Origin of the sequence: Microbacterium luteum, from assembly GCF_015277875.1 — a bacterium.
Taxonomy (GTDB): Bacteria; Actinomycetota; Actinomycetes; order Actinomycetales; family Microbacteriaceae; genus Microbacterium; species Microbacterium luteum.
On the sequence record NZ_CP063814.1, the window covers coordinates 2,263,948 to 2,282,043 of the forward strand.

Below are 18,096 nucleotides of genomic sequence, written 5' to 3' on the forward strand. Positions count from 1 at the left end.
GCAAGAGGGGCGTCAGGTCAGGGCGGCGACCGCGTCGGCGGCCGGGAGCGTCACGCGCTCGCCGGTGCGACGGTCCCACAGTTCGACGTTGCCGTCGGCCGCACCGCGGCCGACGATCAGGATGCGCGGCACGCCGACCAGCTCCGCGTCGCCGAACTTCACCCCGGGAGACACCTTCGGGCGGTCGTCGTAGACGACATCCAGCCCCCCGTGCTCCAGCTGTGCGGCGAGCGTCTCGGCGAGCTCGAAGGCCACCGGGTCCTTGCCGGTTGCGACCACGTGCACATCGAACGGCGCCACCGAGGCGGGCCAGATGAGACCGCGCTCGTCGTTGTTGAGCTCCGCGATGATGGCCAGGATGCGGGTGACACCGATGCCGTAGGAGCCCATGGTGACCGTGACGAGCTTGCCGTTCTCGTCGAGCACCTTCAGCCCCAGCGCCTCGGCGTACTTGCGGCCGAGCTGGAAGACGTGCCCGATCTCCATCCCGCGAGCCAGTGACACCGGCCCGGAGCCGTCCGGAGCGGGGTCGCCCTCTCGCACGCTCGCGACGTCGACCACGCCGTCGGCGACGAAGTCGCGGCCGGCGACGAGTGAGTGCACGTGCTTCTGATCGATGTTCGCGCCGGTGATCCAGCGCGAGCCGTCCACGACGCGCGGATCGACCAGGTAGCGGATGCCGGTCGTCGATCCCTCACCGAGCACCGCACCTCCGGAAGACCACGGCCCGATGTACCCCTTGACCAGGCCCGGATGGCGGGTGAAGTCCTCGTCGGTTGCGGGCTCGACCTCGGCGGGCGCGAACGCGACCTCGACCCGCTTGTCGTCGACGTCGCGGTCGCCGGGCACTCCCACGATGACGAGCTCGCGGGTACCGTCGAGGTGCCTGAGGGCGAGCACGACATTCTTGAGGGTGTCCGCGGCGGTGAACCGGCCGTCCAGGTGGGCGTTGCAGTGGTCGACGAGGGTGGCGATGGTCGGCGTGTTCGGCGAGTCGAAGATCACCGGCGCCGACTGTCCCTCGATGGCGACCGGTTCCGGCGCAATGGTCGCGAAGGCCTCCACGTTGGCCGCGTAGCCGCCCGCGCTGCGCACGAACGTGTCCTCACCGACCGGCGTCGGGTGCAGGAATTCCTCGGACCGCGAGCCTCCCATCGCACCGGCGTCGGCCTGCACGATCACGTAGTCGAGACCGAGCCGCTGGAAGATGCGCTCGTAGGCATCGCGCTGCGCCATGTAGGACGCATCGAGGCCCTCGTCGGACGCATCGAACGAATAGGCGTCCTTCATCGTGAACTCACGGCCGCGCAGCAGACCGGCGCGCGGACGCGCCTCGTCGCGGTATTTGTCCTGGATCTGGTAGATCGTCAGGGGGAGGTCCTTGTACGACGAGTACAGGTCCTTCACCAGGAGGGTGAAGGCCTCTTCGTGCGTCGGCGCCAGCAGGTAGTCGGCGTCCTTGCGATCCTTCAGCCGGAAGATCCCGTCGCCGTACTCCTCCCATCGACCGGTCGCCTCGTACGGCTCCCTCGGCATGAGCGCCGGGAAGTGCACCTCCTGGGCCCCCGCCGCGGTCATCTCCTCGCGGATGATGCGCTCGAGGCGGTTCTTCACCCGGAGCCCGAGCGGCAACCAGGCGAAGATGCCCGGAGCCTGCCGGCGGATGTACCCGGCGCGGACGAGCAGCCGGTGACTGGTGACCTCGGCATCCGCGGGATCTTCTCGGAGTGTGCGGAGGAACAGGTGCGACAGACGGGTGACCACGATCGACAAGTGTACGGACCGCGACGACGCGGCATCGCGCTTGACAGATGACGCTGGATGGGCATGCAATATATTGCATGCCCATCCCTACGGAGGTCCGACCTCCGCGCCCCCTCCTGCGCGACGATGTTCTCGAACGCATCCGCGATGCGATCGTCGACGGAACCCTCACCCCGGGTGAGCAGGTGCGCGACGCCGATCTCGCGACGTGGCTGGGCGTCAGCAGAACCCCGGTGCGCGAAGCCCTCCTCGAATTGGGGCGCGCCGGACTCGTGCGCTCCTCGCCGGGACGATCGACCGTGATCTCGCCCCTCGAGCGCGAGGGCGTGCGCGACGCGCAACGGGTCGTCGCCGCCATGCACCGACTCGCCGTCCTCACGGCGGTGCCCCGCATGACCGCCGTCGACCTCGATCGGATGCGTGCGGCCAACGCCCGCTTCACGGCCGCCCACGCGGCCGGCGACGCCGACAGCGCCCTGGTCGCCGACACCGCCTTCCACGCCGTCGCGGTCGACGTGTGCGGCAACTCGGCCGCCCGGGCGGTGATCGCGCAGTACGAGCCGATCCTCCACCGCGCGGAGCGACTGCGGTTCGCATCGGTCGAGGAGGGCCGGGATTCCGCAGCCCGTCACGACCGGTTCATCGAGCTGTGCGCTGCCGGCGATGCCGAGGCCGCGGCGGCGCTCGCCGAGGAGACCTGGCAGAGCCTCGTCATCGACGCCTCCCCCACCGACCCCCGACACGAGGAGACCCCGTGAAGCTCGACCAGTTCCCCCGTCATCCGCTCACCTTCGGGCCGAGCCCGCTGCAGCACTTGCAGCGACTGACCCAGCACCTCGGTGGAGCGCAGATCTGGGCCAAGCGCGAAGACGTTTCCAGCGGCCTCGCCTTCGGCGGGAACAAGGTGCGCAAGCTCGAGTACATCGTGCCGGATGTGCTGGCCTCCGGCGCCGACACCCTGGTCTCGATCGGCGGCTACCAGTCGAATCACACGCGTCAGGTGGCCGCGGTGGCCGCGCATCTCGGGCTCAAGGCGCGCCTCGTGCAGGAGAAGTGGGTGCCGTGGGACGACCCCACCAACGATCGCGTCGGCAACATCCTGCTCTCGCGCATGATGGGCGCCGACTCGCGACTCGACGATCACGGCTTCGACATCGGCATCCGCGATTCCTGGAAGGACGCGCTGCGTGAGGTCGAGGAGGCCGGCGGCACGCCCTACCCGATCCCGGCGGGCGCCTCCGAGCATCCGCTGGGAGGCCTCGGCTTCGCCAACTGGGCGTTCGAGCTCGCCGAGCAGGAGAGGCAGCTCGGGATCACGTTCGACACGATCGTCGTGTGCACGGTGACCGGCTCCACGCACGCGGGCATGATCGCCGGCTTCGCCGCCCTCGAGGACGTCACCGGCGTGAAGCGTCGCGTGATCGGCATCGACGCCTCGGCGACGCTCGAGAAGACGCGGGACCAGGTCGCACGTATCGCGCGCCACACCGCCGATCTCATCGAGCTGGGCCGCGACCTGCGCGACGACGAGATCCAGGTGCTCGAGGGCTGGGCCGGGGACCTGTACGGCATTCCCGTCGAGTCGACGATGGCGGCCATGGCCCTCGGCGCGCAGCTGGAGGCGATGATCACCGACCCCGTGTACGAGGGGAAGTCGCTCGCGGGGCTCATCGACCTCGTTCGCGACCGCGACATCCCCGCCGACTCGAACGTGCTGTACGCCCATCTCGGCGGTCAGCCGGCGATCAACGCCTATCACGCGCTGTGGGAGTGACCTCGCCCGACGGCGCGCGACCGGCGATCTAGGGTGGATCGGGTGACCACCGTGCTCCTGACCGGTTTCGAGCCGTTCGCCGCCGATCCGACCAACCCGTCGGGCGACGCGGTGCGCCTGGTGGCGGGCGGATGGGACGGCGCCGCGCATCTGGTCACCGACGTGCTGCCGGTGACCTTCGCCGGTGCCGCCGTGCGGCTCGAGGAACTCATCGAGCGCCACTGTCCCGACATCGTGATCTCCACCGGACTCGCCGGCGGGCGAGACGCGGTGACCCCCGAGCGGGTGGCCATCAACCTGCAGGATGCGCGGATTCCCGACAACGACGGCGCGCAGCCGGTGGATCTGCCGTGCGTGCCGGGCGGCCCCGCGGCCCTGTTCTCGTCACTCCCGGTGAAGGCGATCGCACGAGACGTCTCGGCCGGCGGCATCCCGGCGCGGGTCTCCCTGTCGGCGGGCTCCTACGTGTGCAACCACGTCTTCTACGTCGCCGCGCAGGGCGCCGCGTCGCGCCCCGGAACGCGCGCCGGCTTCATCCACGTGCCGTGGGACACCGCGCACGCCCCGGAGGGCCAGCCCGCGGTGCCGCTCGCGGACATCGCCGCGGCCCTGCACGTCGCGATCGCCACCACGCTCGCGACCCCGCACGACCTCTCGGCGCCGGCCGGCAGCATCCATTGACCCACCCCTGCGCCGGCGGCTTGGTCGGAGAATCCGCCCGACGTCGGAGGAATCGGCCCGAATCTTCCGACATCGGCGTGATTCTCCGACATCGGCGGGCGCGGCGCGGGCGGGCGGGCGGGCGCGGGGCTGGGTCAGGAGGTGAGGACCTGCGCCGTGCCGACGGGCGCATCCGGACCCATGTCATCGGCGAGCCGGTTCGCCTCGGCGATGAGGGTGGCGACGATGTCCGCTTCCGGAACGGTCTTGATGACCTCGCCCTTGACGAAGATCTGGCCTTTGCCGTTGCCGCTGGCGACCCCCAGGTCGGCGTCGCGGGCCTCGCCCGGGCCGTTCACGACGCATCCCATCACGGCCACCCGCAGCGGCACCGTCATGTCCTTGAGGCCCTCGGTCACCGAGTCGGCGAGGGTGTACACGTCCACCTGCGCGCGCCCGCACGACGGGCACGAGACGATCTCGAGCTTGCGCTCGCGCAGGTTCAGGGACTGCAGGATCTGGTGGCCGACCTTGACCTCCTCGGCGGGAGGGGCCGACAGCGAGACGCGGATGGTGTCGCCGATGCCCTCGGAGAGCAGGATGCCGAACGCCGTCGCACTCTTGATGGTCCCCTGGAAGGCGGGCCCGGCCTCGGTCACCCCGAGGTGGAGCGGCCAGTCGCCGCGCTCGGCGAGCTGCCGGTAGGCCTTCACCATCACGATCGGGTCGTTGTGCTTGACCGAGATCTTGAAGTCGTGGAAGTCGTGCTCCTCGAACAGCGACGCCTCCCACACCGCCGACTCCACGAGGGCCTCCGGCGTCGCCTTGCCGTACTTCTCCAGCAGCCGCTTGTCGAGGGAGCCGGCGTTGACGCCGATGCGCAGCGACACGCCGGCGGCCTGCGCCGCACGGGCGATCGCGCCGACCTGGTCGTCGAACTTGCGGATGTTGCCGGGATTCACGCGAACGGCCGCGCACCCCGCGTCGATGGCCTGGAAGACGTACTTGGGCTGGAAGTGGATGTCGGCGATGACCGGGATCTGGCTCTTCTTCGCGATGATGTGCAGCACGTCCGCATCGTCCTGACTCGGCACCGCGACGCGCACGATCTCGCATCCGGATGCGGTCAGCTCGGCGATCTGCTGGAGGGTCGCGTTGATGTCGGTCGTCGGCGTCGTCGTCATCGACTGCACGCTGACCGGCGCGTCGCCGCCCACCAGCACCTTCCCCACGCGGATCTGCCGGCTCCGGCGCCGGGGCGCGAGCACGTCGGGGACACTCGGCATACCGATGTTCACTGCGGGCACCTCTTCAGGGTACGCCGTGGAGCACCCGGCACGGCCGCAGGCGGCCTCACGGGCCTGTGGTAGGTTCGGCGCATGTTCCCGCGACGTCACTGGTGGCTCACCGCATAGGCGGTGGGTTGTCGCGCGAACGACAGACCGCCCCTGACTGACACGGGCGGTCCTCTTCTCTGCAAGGGCCGACCGCCCATCCGACGAGAGAACCCGATGAGCACGCCTGCCCCCTCCCTCGCTGCCCTGGCCGCCTGCGACGCTCCCTTCGCTCTCATCGCCCGCGATGCCGACACGGTCGAGGTGCTCACCGGCGAGGTCGTGGACGTCGACCTGCTCGGCGACATCCCGCTGGTCGCAAGCGACGGCACGCCTCGGGAGGTGCTGGCTCTCGTGCCGTTCCGGCAGGTGCGCGAGCGGGGCTTCGTCTGCCACGACGACGGCGCACCGCTGCGATGCCTGCTCGTCGACGAGCACACCTCCCTCCCGCGAGCAGACGTGCTCGCCGAGCTCCCCGGAGCGCCGGTCACCCTCTCCGATGCCGGCTTCGACATCGCCGACGACGACTACGCCGACATCGTGCGCCGAGTGATCGCCGATGAGATCGGCCGCGGCGAAGGAGCGAACTTCGTCATCCGACGTGATTTCACGGCCTCGGTCGACGCCGACCCGCGCGTCGCCGCGCTCACGTGGTTCCGCGCGCTCGCCGAGCACGAGCAGGGCGCGTACTGGACCTTCGCCATCGTCACCGACGGTCACGTGGCGGTCGGCGCGAGCCCTGAGGCGCACGTGAGCGCGACCGGGGGCGTGGTCACCATGAACCCGATCTCGGGCACGTTCCGCCACCCGCAGGGCGGCGCCACCGTGGCGACGCTGAGCGAGTTCCTCGAATCGACCAAGGAGACCGAAGAGCTCTTCATGGTCGTCGACGAGGAGCTGAAGATGATGAGCGCCGTGTGCTCCGACGGCGGCCGCATCACCGGACCGCGCCTGAAGGAGATGTCGCGGCTGACGCACACCGAGTACATGCTGCGCGGACGCAGCCGCCTCGACCCGCGCGACATCCTCCGCGAGACGATGTTCGCACCCACCGTCACCGGATCCCCGATGCAGAACGCCTGCACCGTCATCGCCCGGCACGAGACCTCCCCGCGCGGATACTATTCGGGCGTCGCCGCCCTGTTCACGCCGCGCCCGACGCAGGTTCCGGATGAGCCCACGCACGATCTCGACGCGCCGATCCTCATCCGCACCGCCTACCTCGTCGACGGGGCGCTGCGGGTGCCGGTCGGCGCGACGCTCGTGCGGCATTCCGACCCGTACGGAGAGGTCGGCGAGACGCACGGAAAAGCCGCCGGGGTGCTCGGCGCGATCGGCGCCGTCGCGCGTGACACGTCCGCATCCGCCGGCGACGACGACGCTCCCACCGGACCTCCCGCGCGGCTCGCGGAAGACCCGGATGTCGCGAGCCTGCTCGCCTCGCGCAACTCCCGCCTCGCCGACTTCTGGCTCAATCCGCAATCCGGCGGCACCGACGGCCCCTTCGCCGGACACCGCGCAGTGATGGTGGATGCCGAGGACCGGTTCACGACGATGCTCGCGCACCAGCTGCGCCACCTGGGCCTCGACGTCACCATCACCCCGTGGCACGCCGCCACCGATGAAGAGATCGTCGGCGCCGAGCTGCTCGTGTGCGGTCCCGGCCCCGGCGACCCCCGCGGACTCGAGAACCCGCGCATCGCTCGGATGCGCGAGGTCGTGGCGATGCGGCGCGCGAGCGGCCGGCCCCTGCTGGCCGTGTGCCTCAGCCATCAGATCCTCGCCGACAGCCTCGGCATCGAGCTGGCTCCGCTGGCGCGCCCGCACCAGGGTGTGCAGCTGCGCGTCGACATCTTCGGCGAGCCCGCTTCGATCGGGTTCTACAACACCTTCACCGCGACGGTGCCCGCCGGAACGAGCCGCATCGGCGAGGCCGAGGTCTCCGCCGACCCCGAATCCGGCGCGGTGTATGCGCTGCGCGGGCCGGGATTCGCCTCGGTGCAGGGACACCTCGAGTCGATCCTGTCGCGCGACGGGCTGCGCACCCTCGAGCGGCTGGTCGCAGAGGCTTTCGCCGACACCCCCGCCTGAGCGCTGCGAAGACCCGCGATCGGCGGGACGGCGCAGCTCAGGAGCCGAAGATCGAGATCGGATTGACGATGTCGGCGAGGATCAGCACGGCGCCCATCGCGATCAGGCACACGACCACGACGAAGGTCACGGGGACGAGCTTGGTCGCATCCACCGGAGCCGGAGGCGGACGACGCAGCAGCTTCGCCCACGCCCGCTTGACCCCCTCCCACAGCGCCACGACGACGTGACCGCCGTCCAGCGGCAGCAGCGGGATGAGGTTGAACACGAACAGGGCGATGTTCAGCGAGGCCAGGACCGACAGGATGCCGGCGACCCGGTTCAGGATCGGGGCCTCCGCGGAGGCGACCTCACCGGCGATGACGCCGGCACCGACGATGCTCAGCGGTCCGTCGGGATCACGCTCTCCCCCGGTGACGAGGTCGACGCCGGTCTTCCAGACCTTCACCGGCAGCTGCCACATGATGCCCGCCACGGCACCGACGTTCTCGAAGGCCATCTGGGGACCCGCCCAGATCGGTTGCGGCTGCAGTTCGCTGACCGGCGAGATGCCGATGAATCCGACCTCCTCGGTCACGGCGACGTCGTTCTCGTCGGTGACGGCTCGCCCGGCCTCATCGGTCACGGGGCGTTCGGTCAGCAGCGGGGTCACGGCGAGCGTCGTCTCGGCACCGTCGCGGAGCACCACCACCTCGAGCGTCTCGCCCGGGGCGTCGCGGATGATCGCCGAGGCCTCGTCGAAGCTCGCCACGGGCGTACCGTCGATCGAGACGATCTCGTCGCCGGGCAGCATCCCCGCCTCCGCCGCGGGTGCGACGGGGTCGGCCGATGTGCACTCCGCACCCGCGGACGATGCCGGCACCACGCACTCCGACACGGCGGCGACCGTCGTCGTCGCCGTGGACAATCCGATGCCGGAGGCCAGCAGGGCGAACAGGACGATCGCCAGCAACAGGTTCATGACCGGTCCGCCGAGCATGATGATCACGCGCTTGAACACCGGCAGCCGGTAGAAGACGCGATCGTCGCCGTCGCCGTGGACGGTCTCATCGTTCGCGGCACGGGCGTCCTGAACCATCGTGGCGAAGAATCCGCCGCCGGCGCGTCCCTCGCCGGCACGCTCGGCGGGAGTGGGCGGATACATTCCCGCCATGGAGATGTAGCCGCCGATCGGAAGGGCCTTCACGCCGTACTCGGTCTCACCGAAACGGCGGGACCACAGCGTCGGCCCGAAGCCGATCATGTACTGCCCGACACGGACCCCGAAGCGCTTGGCGGGCACCAGGTGACCGATCTCGTGCAGGGCGATCGACACGGCGAGGCCCACGAAGAGCAGGGCGAAGCCGATGACGAATGCGATCACGACCCCACGGTACTCGCGCCTGCCTATGAAGAGGCCGCGAGGTGAGAGGATGGATGCCGCCATGCCGACCGACACCGCCTCCCATCTGCCACCCGTGCTCCGGCCCGAGAATCCGCCGACGCACGGCCTCGCCGACTTCGCGCGCGAGGTCGGCGCGCGCTCTTCGGACGACCTCGCCGGCGTCACGCTGTCGGGCATCACGCTCGCCACCGCGGACCTGCGACCGGGCGACGTCTTCGTCGCGGTGCGCGGGGTGAACCGGCACGGCGCGGAGTTCGCGGCCGATGCCGCCGCCGCCGGAGCGGTCGCGGTGGTCACCGACGCCGCCGGAGAGGCGATCGCGCGCACGGCCGGCATCCCGGTGCTCGTCGTCGACGACCCGCGAGCGGCTCTCGGCGACATGTCGGCGCGTGTCTACGCGACCGGCGCCGACGACGACCTGCCCCTCCTGCTCGGCACGACCGGCACCAACGGCAAGACGAGCGTGTCGCACCTCCTCGAAGGCATCCTGTCCCAGATAGGCGCGGTGACGGGACTCTCGTCCACCGCCGAGCGCCACATCGCCGGACAGATCATCGTGTCGCGACTCACCACGCCCGAGGCCTACGAGATGCACGCGCTGCTGGCGCTGATGCGGGAACGCGGCGTCGAGGCCGTGGCCGTCGAGGTGAGCGCGCAGGCGCTGTCGCGGCGACGCGTCGACGGGATGATGTTCGACGTCGCCGGGTTCACGAACCTCTCCCACGACCATCTCGACGACTATGCCGACATGGCCGAGTACTTCGAGGCCAAGCTCCCGCTGTTCCGCCCGGACCGTTCGCGACGCGCCGTCATCAGCCTCGACTCCGCATCGGGGGCCGATGTCGTCGCGGCGTGCGAGGTGCCGTGCGTCACGATCGGCACTCCCGACATCGCCGATGATCGCGACGCTGCCGCGGGCGCCGATTGGCTCGTGGAGATCATCGACGAGCAGCAGATCGGCACGCGCTTCGCGCTCGCCGCTCGCGATGGCCGCCGGCTGGAGACGACCGTGCCGGTCATCGGTCGTCACATGGCCGCCAACGCGGGTCTCGCGATCGTCATGATCCTGGAGGCCGGCTACCCGTGGGAGCGGCTGACCGCGGCGCTCGAGGGCGGCCGCATCGAGGCGTACCTGCCCGGTCGCACGGAACTGGTCTCCGGCGACACCGGCCCGGCCGTCTACGTCGACTTCGGGCACTCCCCCGACGCCTTCGAGAAGACCCTCGCCGCCGTCCGGCGCGTCACGCCGGGCACGGTCCTCATGCTCTTCGGCGCGGACGGCGACCGCGACACCACGAAGCGACACGACATGGGCCGCACCGCCGTCGACGGCAGCGACATCCTGATCGTCACCGACCATCACCCCCGCCATGAGGAGCCGGACGCGATCCGTGCGAGCCTCGTCGAGGGCGCGCGCCGGGCGCGGCCCGACGCGGACATCCGCGAATTCTCACCACCGGAGCGCGCCATCCGCGAGGCCGTCGAGCTCGTCGGCGACGGCGATGCGATCCTGTGGGCCGGGCCCGGCCACCAGGACTACCGCGACATCCGCGGCGTGCGCACACCGTATTCGGCTCGCGAGCTCGCCCGCCGCGCTCTGCGCGACAGGGGATGGCCGGTGCCCGAACCGCGCTGGCCCGTGCCGTACCCCGACGACCAGACGCCGGACTCCGACCCGCTGCGCCCGTCGCGCTGACTCAGGCCGCGGCGACGGCGCGATCCGCCGCCTCACGCGACCAGCGCTCGGCCTCGGCGAGGGTCTCGAGCGTGAGCTCCGTCGGAGGCTCGTGCGCATCGACCACGGCGGCGATCGTCTCGACGATGTCGGTGAAAGCGATCGCGCCGTCGTGGAACGCGTCGACGGCCTGCTCGTTCGCCGCGTTGAACACGGCGGGGAAGGTCGATCCCGCACGACCGACCTGCTTGGCCAGCGCAACGGCCGGAAACGCCTCGTCGTCGAGCGGTTCGAACGTCCACGAGGTGGCGCTCGACCAGTCGAGGGGTGCACCCACCCCGCCGACGCGATGCGGCCAGTCCAGGCCGAGAGAGATCGGCAGCCGCATGTCGGGGGGCGACGCCTGAGCGATCGTCGATCCGTCGACGAACTCGACCATCGAGTGCACGATCGATTGCGGGTGCACGACCACGTCGATGTGCTCGAACGGCACATCGAACAGCAGGTGCGCCTCGATGACCTCCAGGCCCTTGTTCACCAGCGTGGCGGAATTGGTCGTCACGACCCTGCCCATGTCCCAGGTCGGATGCGCGAGCGCCTCACGCGGAGTGACGGTCGCCATGTCGCTGCGCGAGCGCCCGCGGAAGGGACCTCCCGACGCGGTGAGGACGAGCCTGCGCACCTCGGCCCTCTCACCGCTTCGCAGGGCCTGCGCGATGGCCGAGTGCTCCGAGTCGACCGGGACGATCTGTCCGGGGCGCGCCGCACGACGCACCAGATCCCCGCCGACGATCAGCGACTCCTTGTTCGCCAAGGCCAGCGTCGTGCCGGTGGCCAGGGTCGCGAGTGTGGGCCCCAGCCCCACCGAACCGGTGATGCCGTTGAGCACGACGTCGGCCTCGACGTCGTGCACCAGCTGGGCGGCCTCCTCCGCCCCGAGCGCCGTGTGCTCCACGCCGAACGCCTCCGCCTGGGCGGAGAGCGCGTCGCGTGAGGAGTGAGCGGACAGACCGACGACGTCGAAACGACGCGGGTTCGCGCGGATGACCTCGAGCGCCTGCGTGCCGATGGAGCCGGTGGAACCGAGAACGATGACGCGCCGCATGCGGTCAGACTACCGACGCCGCACGCGTGGGGTCACTCGGCCGCGACGGCGTGCTGCGTGCCCAGGATGTCCACGACGAACACGAGCGTCTCGTCCTGCAGCTCGTTTCCCTCGCTGTCCCCGTAGCCAAACTCCGGCGGGATGACCACGAGCACTTGCGACCCGACGGTCTGCCCTTCCAGCGCCTGCTGGAAGCCGGCCACGACACCGGTGGTGGTGAAGGTGGCGGGGGTGTCGCGATCCCAGCTGGAATCGAAGACCTCGCCGTCGGACCACTTCACACCTGCATAGTGCACGAGCACCGTGTCACCGGACTCGACCGTCGCACCGTCACCGACCTTCAACTCGGCGATCTCGACCTCCGTCGGCGCCTCAGCGTCGGGGATGGTCACCGTGGGGGCGCCGTCGTCGTCGAGGGTCACGTCCGGCATGCCTTCGACGGGCTCCTGCTCCTCGCCCCACGCGGCGTCGGGAACGACGCTCAGCAGATCGAAGACGTAGACCTCGGCACCGTTGGTGTCGCTCGCGGGGAAGGCGGCGACCACGCGCGTGCCGGGGGTCGCGCACCCGACGATCTGACCGATCGGGTTGTCGGCGGAGATCTGTGCGGGAAGGATCTCCGCGCCCTCGTACCCGAGCGATCCGAGCTCCTCGCCGGTCTCGGCGCTGTACGCGGTGAGCGCATAGGACACGAGGTCGCCGGATTCCACGGGGTCTCCCTCGCCCTCGGTCACCACGGAGCTCTGAAGCTCGCCGACCTCGAGCGGGAACTCGAACGTCGCGGTGGACTCCTCGCCCGTCTCGCCCTCGACGGTGACGGCTTCGGAAGCCGACCCTGAGGGGGCCGCCGCGGCGCAGAGCGCATCGGCGGAGGCGTCCGGTTCGGGGTCGGATGAGCCGCATCCGGCGAGCAGGATCGCCGTAGCGGCGACGGCGGAGACGGCGAACAGGGAGCGATTGCGCACGAAGACCTCGAGACGGTGGACAGACACGGTCGCCCCCATCCTGCCCCACGATCTCTTTGATCGGGCTGAGAGCCCCGTCGCCCGGGCCGGGATCGGTCGACCGGCGGGCCGAGACCCGCCCGGCTCCACGCGCCCGGAAACATAACGTGCCGGGCATGCGATCCGCGATAGCCTCGTCGGGTGATGTCTGCGGAAACCCCCGATTCCGAGAGCACCGGCAACGACGACGAGCGCACGCCGGAGGGCGTGCGCCGCATGGGCGCGACCTATGCGTTCGGCCGCATGGTGGTGACCCCGCTCGGTCGGCTGCTGTACCGTCCGCGGGTCGAGGGCCGGCATCACGTCCCCCGGCAGGGTCCGGTGATCTTCGCCAGCAACCACCTGTCCTTCATCGACAGCATCGCGATCCCCGTCGCCGCTCCGCGGCCGGTGCACTTCCTCGCCAAGGCGAGCTACTTCGACGGGCCCGGGATGAAGGGGTGGCTGTCGAAGCAGTTCTTCCTCTCGATCGGCGCGATCCCCGTCACGCGGGGTGCCGGGCAGGCGGCGCTGGACGCCCTCGACCAGCAGCGACTTCTGCTGGATCAGGGCAGCGCCGTCGCACTGTACCCCGAGGGGACTCGATCCCTCGACGGGCGCCTCTACAAGGGACGCACCGGCGTCGCCTTCCTCGCTCTCCAGACGGGCGCCCCGGTGGTGCCGGTCGGCCTCATCGGCACAGACCGCGTCATGCCCGTGGGCGCGAAGATGCCGTCGCTGCGCGAACGTGTCACCGTGCGATTCGGTGAGCCGATCGATCTCTCGCATCACGGTGCCGCGTCATCGGGTCGCGCTCGCCGCGGGGCCACGGACGACATCATGAGCGCCATCCAGGCCCTTTCAGAGCAGGAGCTCGCAGGCGCGTACAACGAGCTGCCCGCCCACGGGCCGATCGAGAAGATCAGGCAGGCGCTGCCGCACGAGCGCGTGTGAGCGCGCGGCAGCTCAGGCCGCCACGCGCACGGTCGCCTCGTGACGCACCGGGAAGTTGACGGAGTTCGCGATGAAGCACCACGCGTTCGCCTGACGGTGCGCCGCGTGCGCGGCATCCACCATCTCCTCCTCGGCGACCGTGACGACGGGGTGGAGCACGACCTCACGCAAGGCGCCGCCGCCCGTGCCGTCGAGCACGAGGGTCGCGGTCGCGTCGTCGTGGTATCCGGTGACGACCACACCCGTGGTCACGCACGCATGGAGGTAGGACAGGAGGTGGCACTGCACGAGGGATGCCAGGAGCATGTCCTCGGGGTTCCACCGTGCCGGGTCGCCGCGGAACGGGGCATCGGCCGAGCCGAGCAGCGCCGGCTTGCCCTCGACCTCGAGGGTCACGGAGCGGTCGTAGTCGCGGTATCCGCTCGTGCCGCTTCCGCGATCGCCGGTCCAGGTCGCGCGCATCGCGTAGGAGTGTTCGCCAGGCATGGGGCCAGTCTGACACGACCGGCCTCGCGCACGGCCGGACGTTAGGCTGGTCCCGTGCCGGAGACCTTCGCCGCCAGCAGCGCCGTCCCCCTCGCCGTCGTCGAACGCAGCGGGTTCATCGAGTCCCGCCACGTCGGGTCCGCGATCGTGCTGTCCCCCGACGGCGGCGCGTCGACGACGCTGGGCGACACCGAAGCGCCGATCCTTCCTCGTTCGTCGCTCAAGCCGGTGCAGGCGCTGGCGATGCTCGCCGCCGGCACTCCCCTCGAGGGCGAGCGACTCGGCATGGCCACGGCCAGCCACTCCGGCACCGATCGGCATGTCGCCGTCGTGCGGGACATCCTCGACGCCGCCGGCCTCGATGACTCCGCCTTGCGGTGCCCGCCCGCGTGGCCGGGAGACGGCCCGGCGCGGGACGCGATGGTCCGCGCCGGGGCCGCGCCGGCACGCGTGCGGATGAACTGCTCCGGCAAGCACGCCGCCATGCTCCTGGCGTGCACCACGAACGGCTGGCCGATCGAGACGTATCTGCACCCCGAGCATCCGCTCCAGGTGCAGATCCGCGAGGTGACCGAACGCCTGACCGGGCAACGGGTGACGACGACGGCGACCGACGGATGCGGTGCGCCGGTGTTCGCGATGAGCCTCGCGGCGCTCGCGAAGGCGATCCACCGCATCGGCACGTCGTCCGAGCGCTCGCCCTTCGCGCTCCATCGCAGCGCGGGGGCGCTGGTGCGCGCCGTGAAGGACAACCCGTGGACGATCGACGGCCCCTCGCGACCGGACACGCTGGCCATCTCCCGCCTGGGGGTGTTCGCCAAGGGCGGCGCCGAAGGCGTGATGGTCATGGTCGCCCCCGACGGCACCACCGTCGCCGCGAAGATCCTCGACGGCAGCGGACGTGCGGCGACCGCGGTCGCGGCGCGTCTGCTCGAGCGCGCCGGAGCCCTGGCGGAGGCGGACGTCTCCGCGCTGCTGGCGGAGCTGCCGCTGCGGGTGACCGGTGGTGGCGTCGAGGTGGGCCGGATCCGTCCCGTCTTCTGAGGATCAGTCACGGTCGGACTGCTCCGCCGCGAGACTCACTCGCCGGGGGGCTGCGCCACCGCGGACGAGCCAGGCGCGCGCTCCTCGCGAGTCGCACGGGGGCGGAAGATCGCGATCACCGGTCAGCATGCGGTAGGCCGCACCGCACGCGGCGTCGATCAGCAGGTCGTGCTCGAGGCGGATGCGCGTGAGCGTCCGCCAGTTCCGCTGCCACAGCTCGGGGTCTCCCACCAGCACCGTGCGCGAGCCGTCGCCGCCCACGTCGTCGGCCTCGTCGACCATCCGCACCGTGGCGCCGCCCGCCTGCCACGCCGAGACGAGCGACCGTGCGCGGGGCCCCGGCGCGATCACCACCCCCGTCAGACCTCGCGGCGGTCGCCAGAGGTCGGGCTCCACCCGGGCGGGCTCCCCGGGAGGGGGCACGATCGCGGTCTGGACGAGGACTCCGTCGAGGGTGCCGCGGCCGGGAGGTGCGCTGGGGTCGAATCCCGATGCAGCGCCGCCGACGGCGATATGCTCCGCGCGCCCCGGGGTGGCGAGCACCAATCGCCGCGAGACCGTCTCGGCCACCCGTGCGAGCGGCCCGGAGAGCCGACGCGCGGTGAGAACGACGAGGTATCCCCCGTGTCCCGCGTCTCTCACGATCGCTTCGAGCAGCGAGAGCGCCGCCGCGGCATGGTCGGCGGGAAGGCGCGCGAGCAGGGTGTCGACGTCGTCGAGCACGATCGCCGTCCCAGCGGCCGGCGGTCGCTCGGCGCAGCCGACGAGCTGATCCCACCCGTGCTCGAGATCCGCCGGGATCCACACCGAGCCGCCCGGTGCCTGCGCGGCGATCAGCGCTGCGGCGCAGGAGCGACCCGAGCCCGCACGGCCGACCACGAGCAGGGAGCGATCGGCCACGAGAACGCCGACGCGGCGCTGGTCCTGCTCGGCGGGAAGGTCGGCGAGACCCAGCGTGAGGTCGGACGCGGGCCGACCGGCTTCGCCCGCACTCAGCCGCGGGTCGGAGATGTCGATGCGCTCCGGCAGCGTCGGATGCCATATCGGGCGCGGGGCGGGACCGGTCTCGGCGCCTCGAGCGCAGACCCGATCGAGCAGCCCTTCGTCGCTCAGACCGATGCGCACGCGCTGGGGCTCCGCGTCTGACGCACGTCGCACGATCGCCACGCCCGCGCCGTCGCGCCCGCCGGGCAGCAGGGCGGCGTCTTCGGTGCCGACGACGGCCCTGCTGTCACCCCGATCGGCGACACGCAGGCTCACGCGCAGCGGACAGTTCGCCAGCAGGGCGTCTCTCACCACCCCGGCGATGCGTTGCGTGCCGAGGACGAGGTGCATGCCGAGCGCACGACCGCGCGCTGCGACGTCGGTGAACACCGTGTGCAGCTCGGGATGCTCGCCCAGCAGCGCCGCGAACTCGTCGACCACGATGACCAGGCGAGGCAGGCGGACTCTCGGGTCGGCGACGTCCCGTGCGCCGATCGCCGTCAGTGCGCGCTCGCGCATCCGGATCTCCGCACGCAGACTCTGAATGGCCCGCTCCGCACCGTCACCGTCGAGATCGGTGATCACCCCCGTCACGTGGGGGATCCGAGCGAGCGCGTCGAACGCGGTTCCGCCCTTGAAGTCCGCCAGCAGGAAGACGACCTGTTCCGTGGAGTGGCTCGCACACAGCGCCAGCACCCACGACACCAGCAACTCGCTCTTGCCGGATCCGGTCATGCCCGCCACGACGGCGTGCGGACCGTCGTCGACGAGGTCGATCGGCACGACGACGCCGGCCGCCGCGGCGAACCGGGCGGTGAGCGGGCCAGCATCGCCCGCGGGCTGCGAGGCGAGAAGGTCGCCGAGCGACACAACCGTCTCCTCGTCGTCGCCGCGCATCCGAGCCGCCCGCGCGGCGAGGATCGATGCCGCCGCGGCGCACTGGCGGGGATCGAACATCTCCGGCGCGACGTCGCGACGCGAGATGCCGTCGTCGACGATCGCACCCGTTGGTGAGGTCACGGTCATGCGCACGGTGCACTCCGGGGGCGGCGGCGCCGACTCGTCCACCCGCGCGAGCACGAACGTCGCCGACGGGTGGGCCACGTCACCCGGTTCGAGCAGACACATCACCGTCGGAGCGTCCCGCACATGCGGCAGCTGCTGCGCCCACACGTGTTCGGCCCCGGGACCGGACACGACACGCAGCCGCCCCGGTTCGATACCGAGGACGAGCTGCAGGGCGAGGGCGCGAATCGCAGCGGCCGCGAGCATTCGCGGACCCGAGACCGCGACGCCGCCCTCGAGCGGAACGACGACCGGCGCGTCCGTGAGGCGACCCGCGTCAGCGCGCAATGCCGCGTCTTCGGGATCGTCGCCGCCGCCGGTGACCCGCTGACCGCTCTCCCGCTCACCACGGCCGACCACCAGGGAGTTGTCGCGGACGACCGAGCGCCGCCAGATCTCGGCGTCGTCGTCGAGGAGCGCGCGTGCATCGGGATGTCGCTGCCGCATCGCGCGCCGCTCGGCGTCGTGACGCTCACGAAGGCGTTCTCGTACCGCGCGGCGAGCCGCGGCCGACGTCGCCGCGGCCCGACGGTGCTCGCGACGGGCCGCACGCCGGGAATCGAGCAGTGACGCGACCGCGATCACCGGGCCGAGCGCGGCGAGCCACAGCGCCAGCACGTGACCGGTGACGACCCAGATCATCACCGCCCCGGCTATCGGCGCCAGCGCAGCGAGAACCGGGATGCCGCTGCGGCGCGCCGGGGCCGGGGGTGCGGGGAGGACAAGCTCACCCGCGTCGTACCGGAGATCCGGAGCGGGCGGGTTGTCGACGGCGGGTGGGGGATTTCGCACA

At 71.2% G+C, this 18,096-nt stretch carries 14 protein-coding genes; 7 read left to right on the forward strand and 7 right to left on the reverse strand.

The annotated features are described in order from the left end of the window. Window positions 1-12: 12 nt before the first annotated feature. The gene (locus IM777_RS11285; RefSeq protein WP_194383419.1) at window positions 13-1,764 is read right to left on the reverse strand and encodes a proline--tRNA ligase; all 1,752 of its coding nucleotides are present in this window, start codon (window positions 1,762-1,764) and stop codon (window positions 13-15) included. Between the two features lie 77 nt (window positions 1,765-1,841). Here IM777_RS11285 and IM777_RS11290 point away from each other — a divergent pair, with 77 nt between their 5' ends. From IM777_RS11290 to pcp, 3 genes are read left to right on the forward strand one after another with little or no spacing between them, the layout of a single operon-like run. Then, entirely contained in the window at window positions 1,842-2,522 is a 681-nt protein-coding gene (locus IM777_RS11290; RefSeq protein ID WP_194383420.1) for a GntR family transcriptional regulator, read from the forward strand. Then, window positions 2,519-3,538 carry a 1-aminocyclopropane-1-carboxylate deaminase gene (locus IM777_RS11295; RefSeq protein WP_194383421.1) on the forward strand — a complete coding sequence of 340 codons (1,020 nt, stop codon included), beginning with the start codon at window positions 2,519-2,521 and terminating at the stop codon, window positions 3,536-3,538. The genes IM777_RS11290 and IM777_RS11295 overlap by 4 nt, the downstream gene beginning before the upstream one ends. A gap of 42 nt (window positions 3,539-3,580) precedes the next feature. Beyond that, the gene (pcp, locus tag IM777_RS11300) at window positions 3,581-4,219 is read left to right on the forward strand and encodes a pyroglutamyl-peptidase I (protein ID WP_176759457.1); all 639 of its coding nucleotides are present in this window, start codon (window positions 3,581-3,583) and stop codon (window positions 4,217-4,219) included. Window positions 4,220-4,353: 134 nt separating this feature from the next. On the opposite strand, the gene ispG is transcribed toward pcp, so the two are convergent. Beyond that, on the reverse strand, window positions 4,354-5,484 hold the full coding sequence (gene ispG / locus IM777_RS11305; protein WP_071045382.1) for a flavodoxin-dependent (E)-4-hydroxy-3-methylbut-2-enyl-diphosphate synthase: 1,131 nt from the start codon (window positions 5,482-5,484) through the stop codon (window positions 4,354-4,356). Window positions 5,485-5,709: 225 nt separating this feature from the next. On the opposite strand from ispG, the gene IM777_RS11310 reads away from it, so the two are divergent. Next, window positions 5,710-7,623, forward strand: a complete 1,914-nt coding sequence (locus IM777_RS11310) for an anthranilate synthase family protein (protein WP_194383422.1) — start codon at window positions 5,710-5,712, stop codon at window positions 7,621-7,623. 37 nt (window positions 7,624-7,660) lie between these two features. Here the strand turns inward: IM777_RS11310 and IM777_RS11315 are convergent, their stop codons facing one another. Next, window positions 7,661-8,986: a M50 family metallopeptidase gene (locus IM777_RS11315; RefSeq protein ID WP_228480774.1), complete on the reverse strand. Its 1,326-nt coding sequence runs from the start codon at window positions 8,984-8,986 to the stop codon at window positions 7,661-7,663. 61 nt (window positions 8,987-9,047) lie between these two features. Between IM777_RS11315 and IM777_RS11320 the strand changes: the two genes are divergently transcribed. Next, on the forward strand, window positions 9,048-10,703 hold the full coding sequence (locus IM777_RS11320; RefSeq protein ID WP_194383424.1) for a Mur ligase family protein: 1,656 nt from the start codon (window positions 9,048-9,050) through the stop codon (window positions 10,701-10,703). 1 nt (window position 10,704) lies between these two features. On the opposite strand, the gene dxr is transcribed toward IM777_RS11320, so the two are convergent. Continuing rightward, window positions 10,705-11,787: a 1-deoxy-D-xylulose-5-phosphate reductoisomerase gene (gene dxr, locus IM777_RS11325; RefSeq protein WP_194383425.1), complete on the reverse strand. Its 1,083-nt coding sequence runs from the start codon at window positions 11,785-11,787 to the stop codon at window positions 10,705-10,707. Window positions 11,788-11,819: 32 nt separating this feature from the next. Further along, window positions 11,820-12,779: an FKBP-type peptidyl-prolyl cis-trans isomerase gene (locus IM777_RS11330; protein ID WP_228480775.1), complete on the reverse strand. Its 960-nt coding sequence runs from the start codon at window positions 12,777-12,779 to the stop codon at window positions 11,820-11,822. A gap of 156 nt (window positions 12,780-12,935) precedes the next feature. Here IM777_RS11330 and IM777_RS11335 point away from each other — a divergent pair, with 156 nt between their 5' ends. Then, a complete protein-coding gene (locus tag IM777_RS11335; RefSeq protein WP_194385530.1) occupies window positions 12,936-13,724 on the forward strand; it encodes a lysophospholipid acyltransferase family protein in 789 nt (262 codons plus the stop codon). Between the two features lie 12 nt (window positions 13,725-13,736). On the opposite strand, the gene IM777_RS11340 is transcribed toward IM777_RS11335, so the two are convergent. Further along, window positions 13,737-14,210, reverse strand: a complete 474-nt coding sequence (locus tag IM777_RS11340; protein WP_194383426.1) for an OsmC family protein — start codon at window positions 14,208-14,210, stop codon at window positions 13,737-13,739. A 54-nt stretch (window positions 14,211-14,264) separates the two neighbouring features. On the opposite strand from IM777_RS11340, the gene IM777_RS11345 reads away from it, so the two are divergent. After that, complete coding sequence (locus IM777_RS11345) at window positions 14,265-15,254, forward strand: asparaginase (RefSeq protein ID WP_194383427.1); 990 nt, start codon at window positions 14,265-14,267, stop codon at window positions 15,252-15,254. Between the two features lie 3 nt (window positions 15,255-15,257). On the opposite strand, the gene IM777_RS11350 is transcribed toward IM777_RS11345, so the two are convergent. Beyond that, a complete protein-coding gene (locus tag IM777_RS11350; RefSeq protein WP_194383428.1) occupies window positions 15,258-18,095 on the reverse strand; it encodes an FtsK/SpoIIIE domain-containing protein in 2,838 nt (945 codons plus the stop codon). Window position 18,096 lies beyond the last annotated feature (1 nt).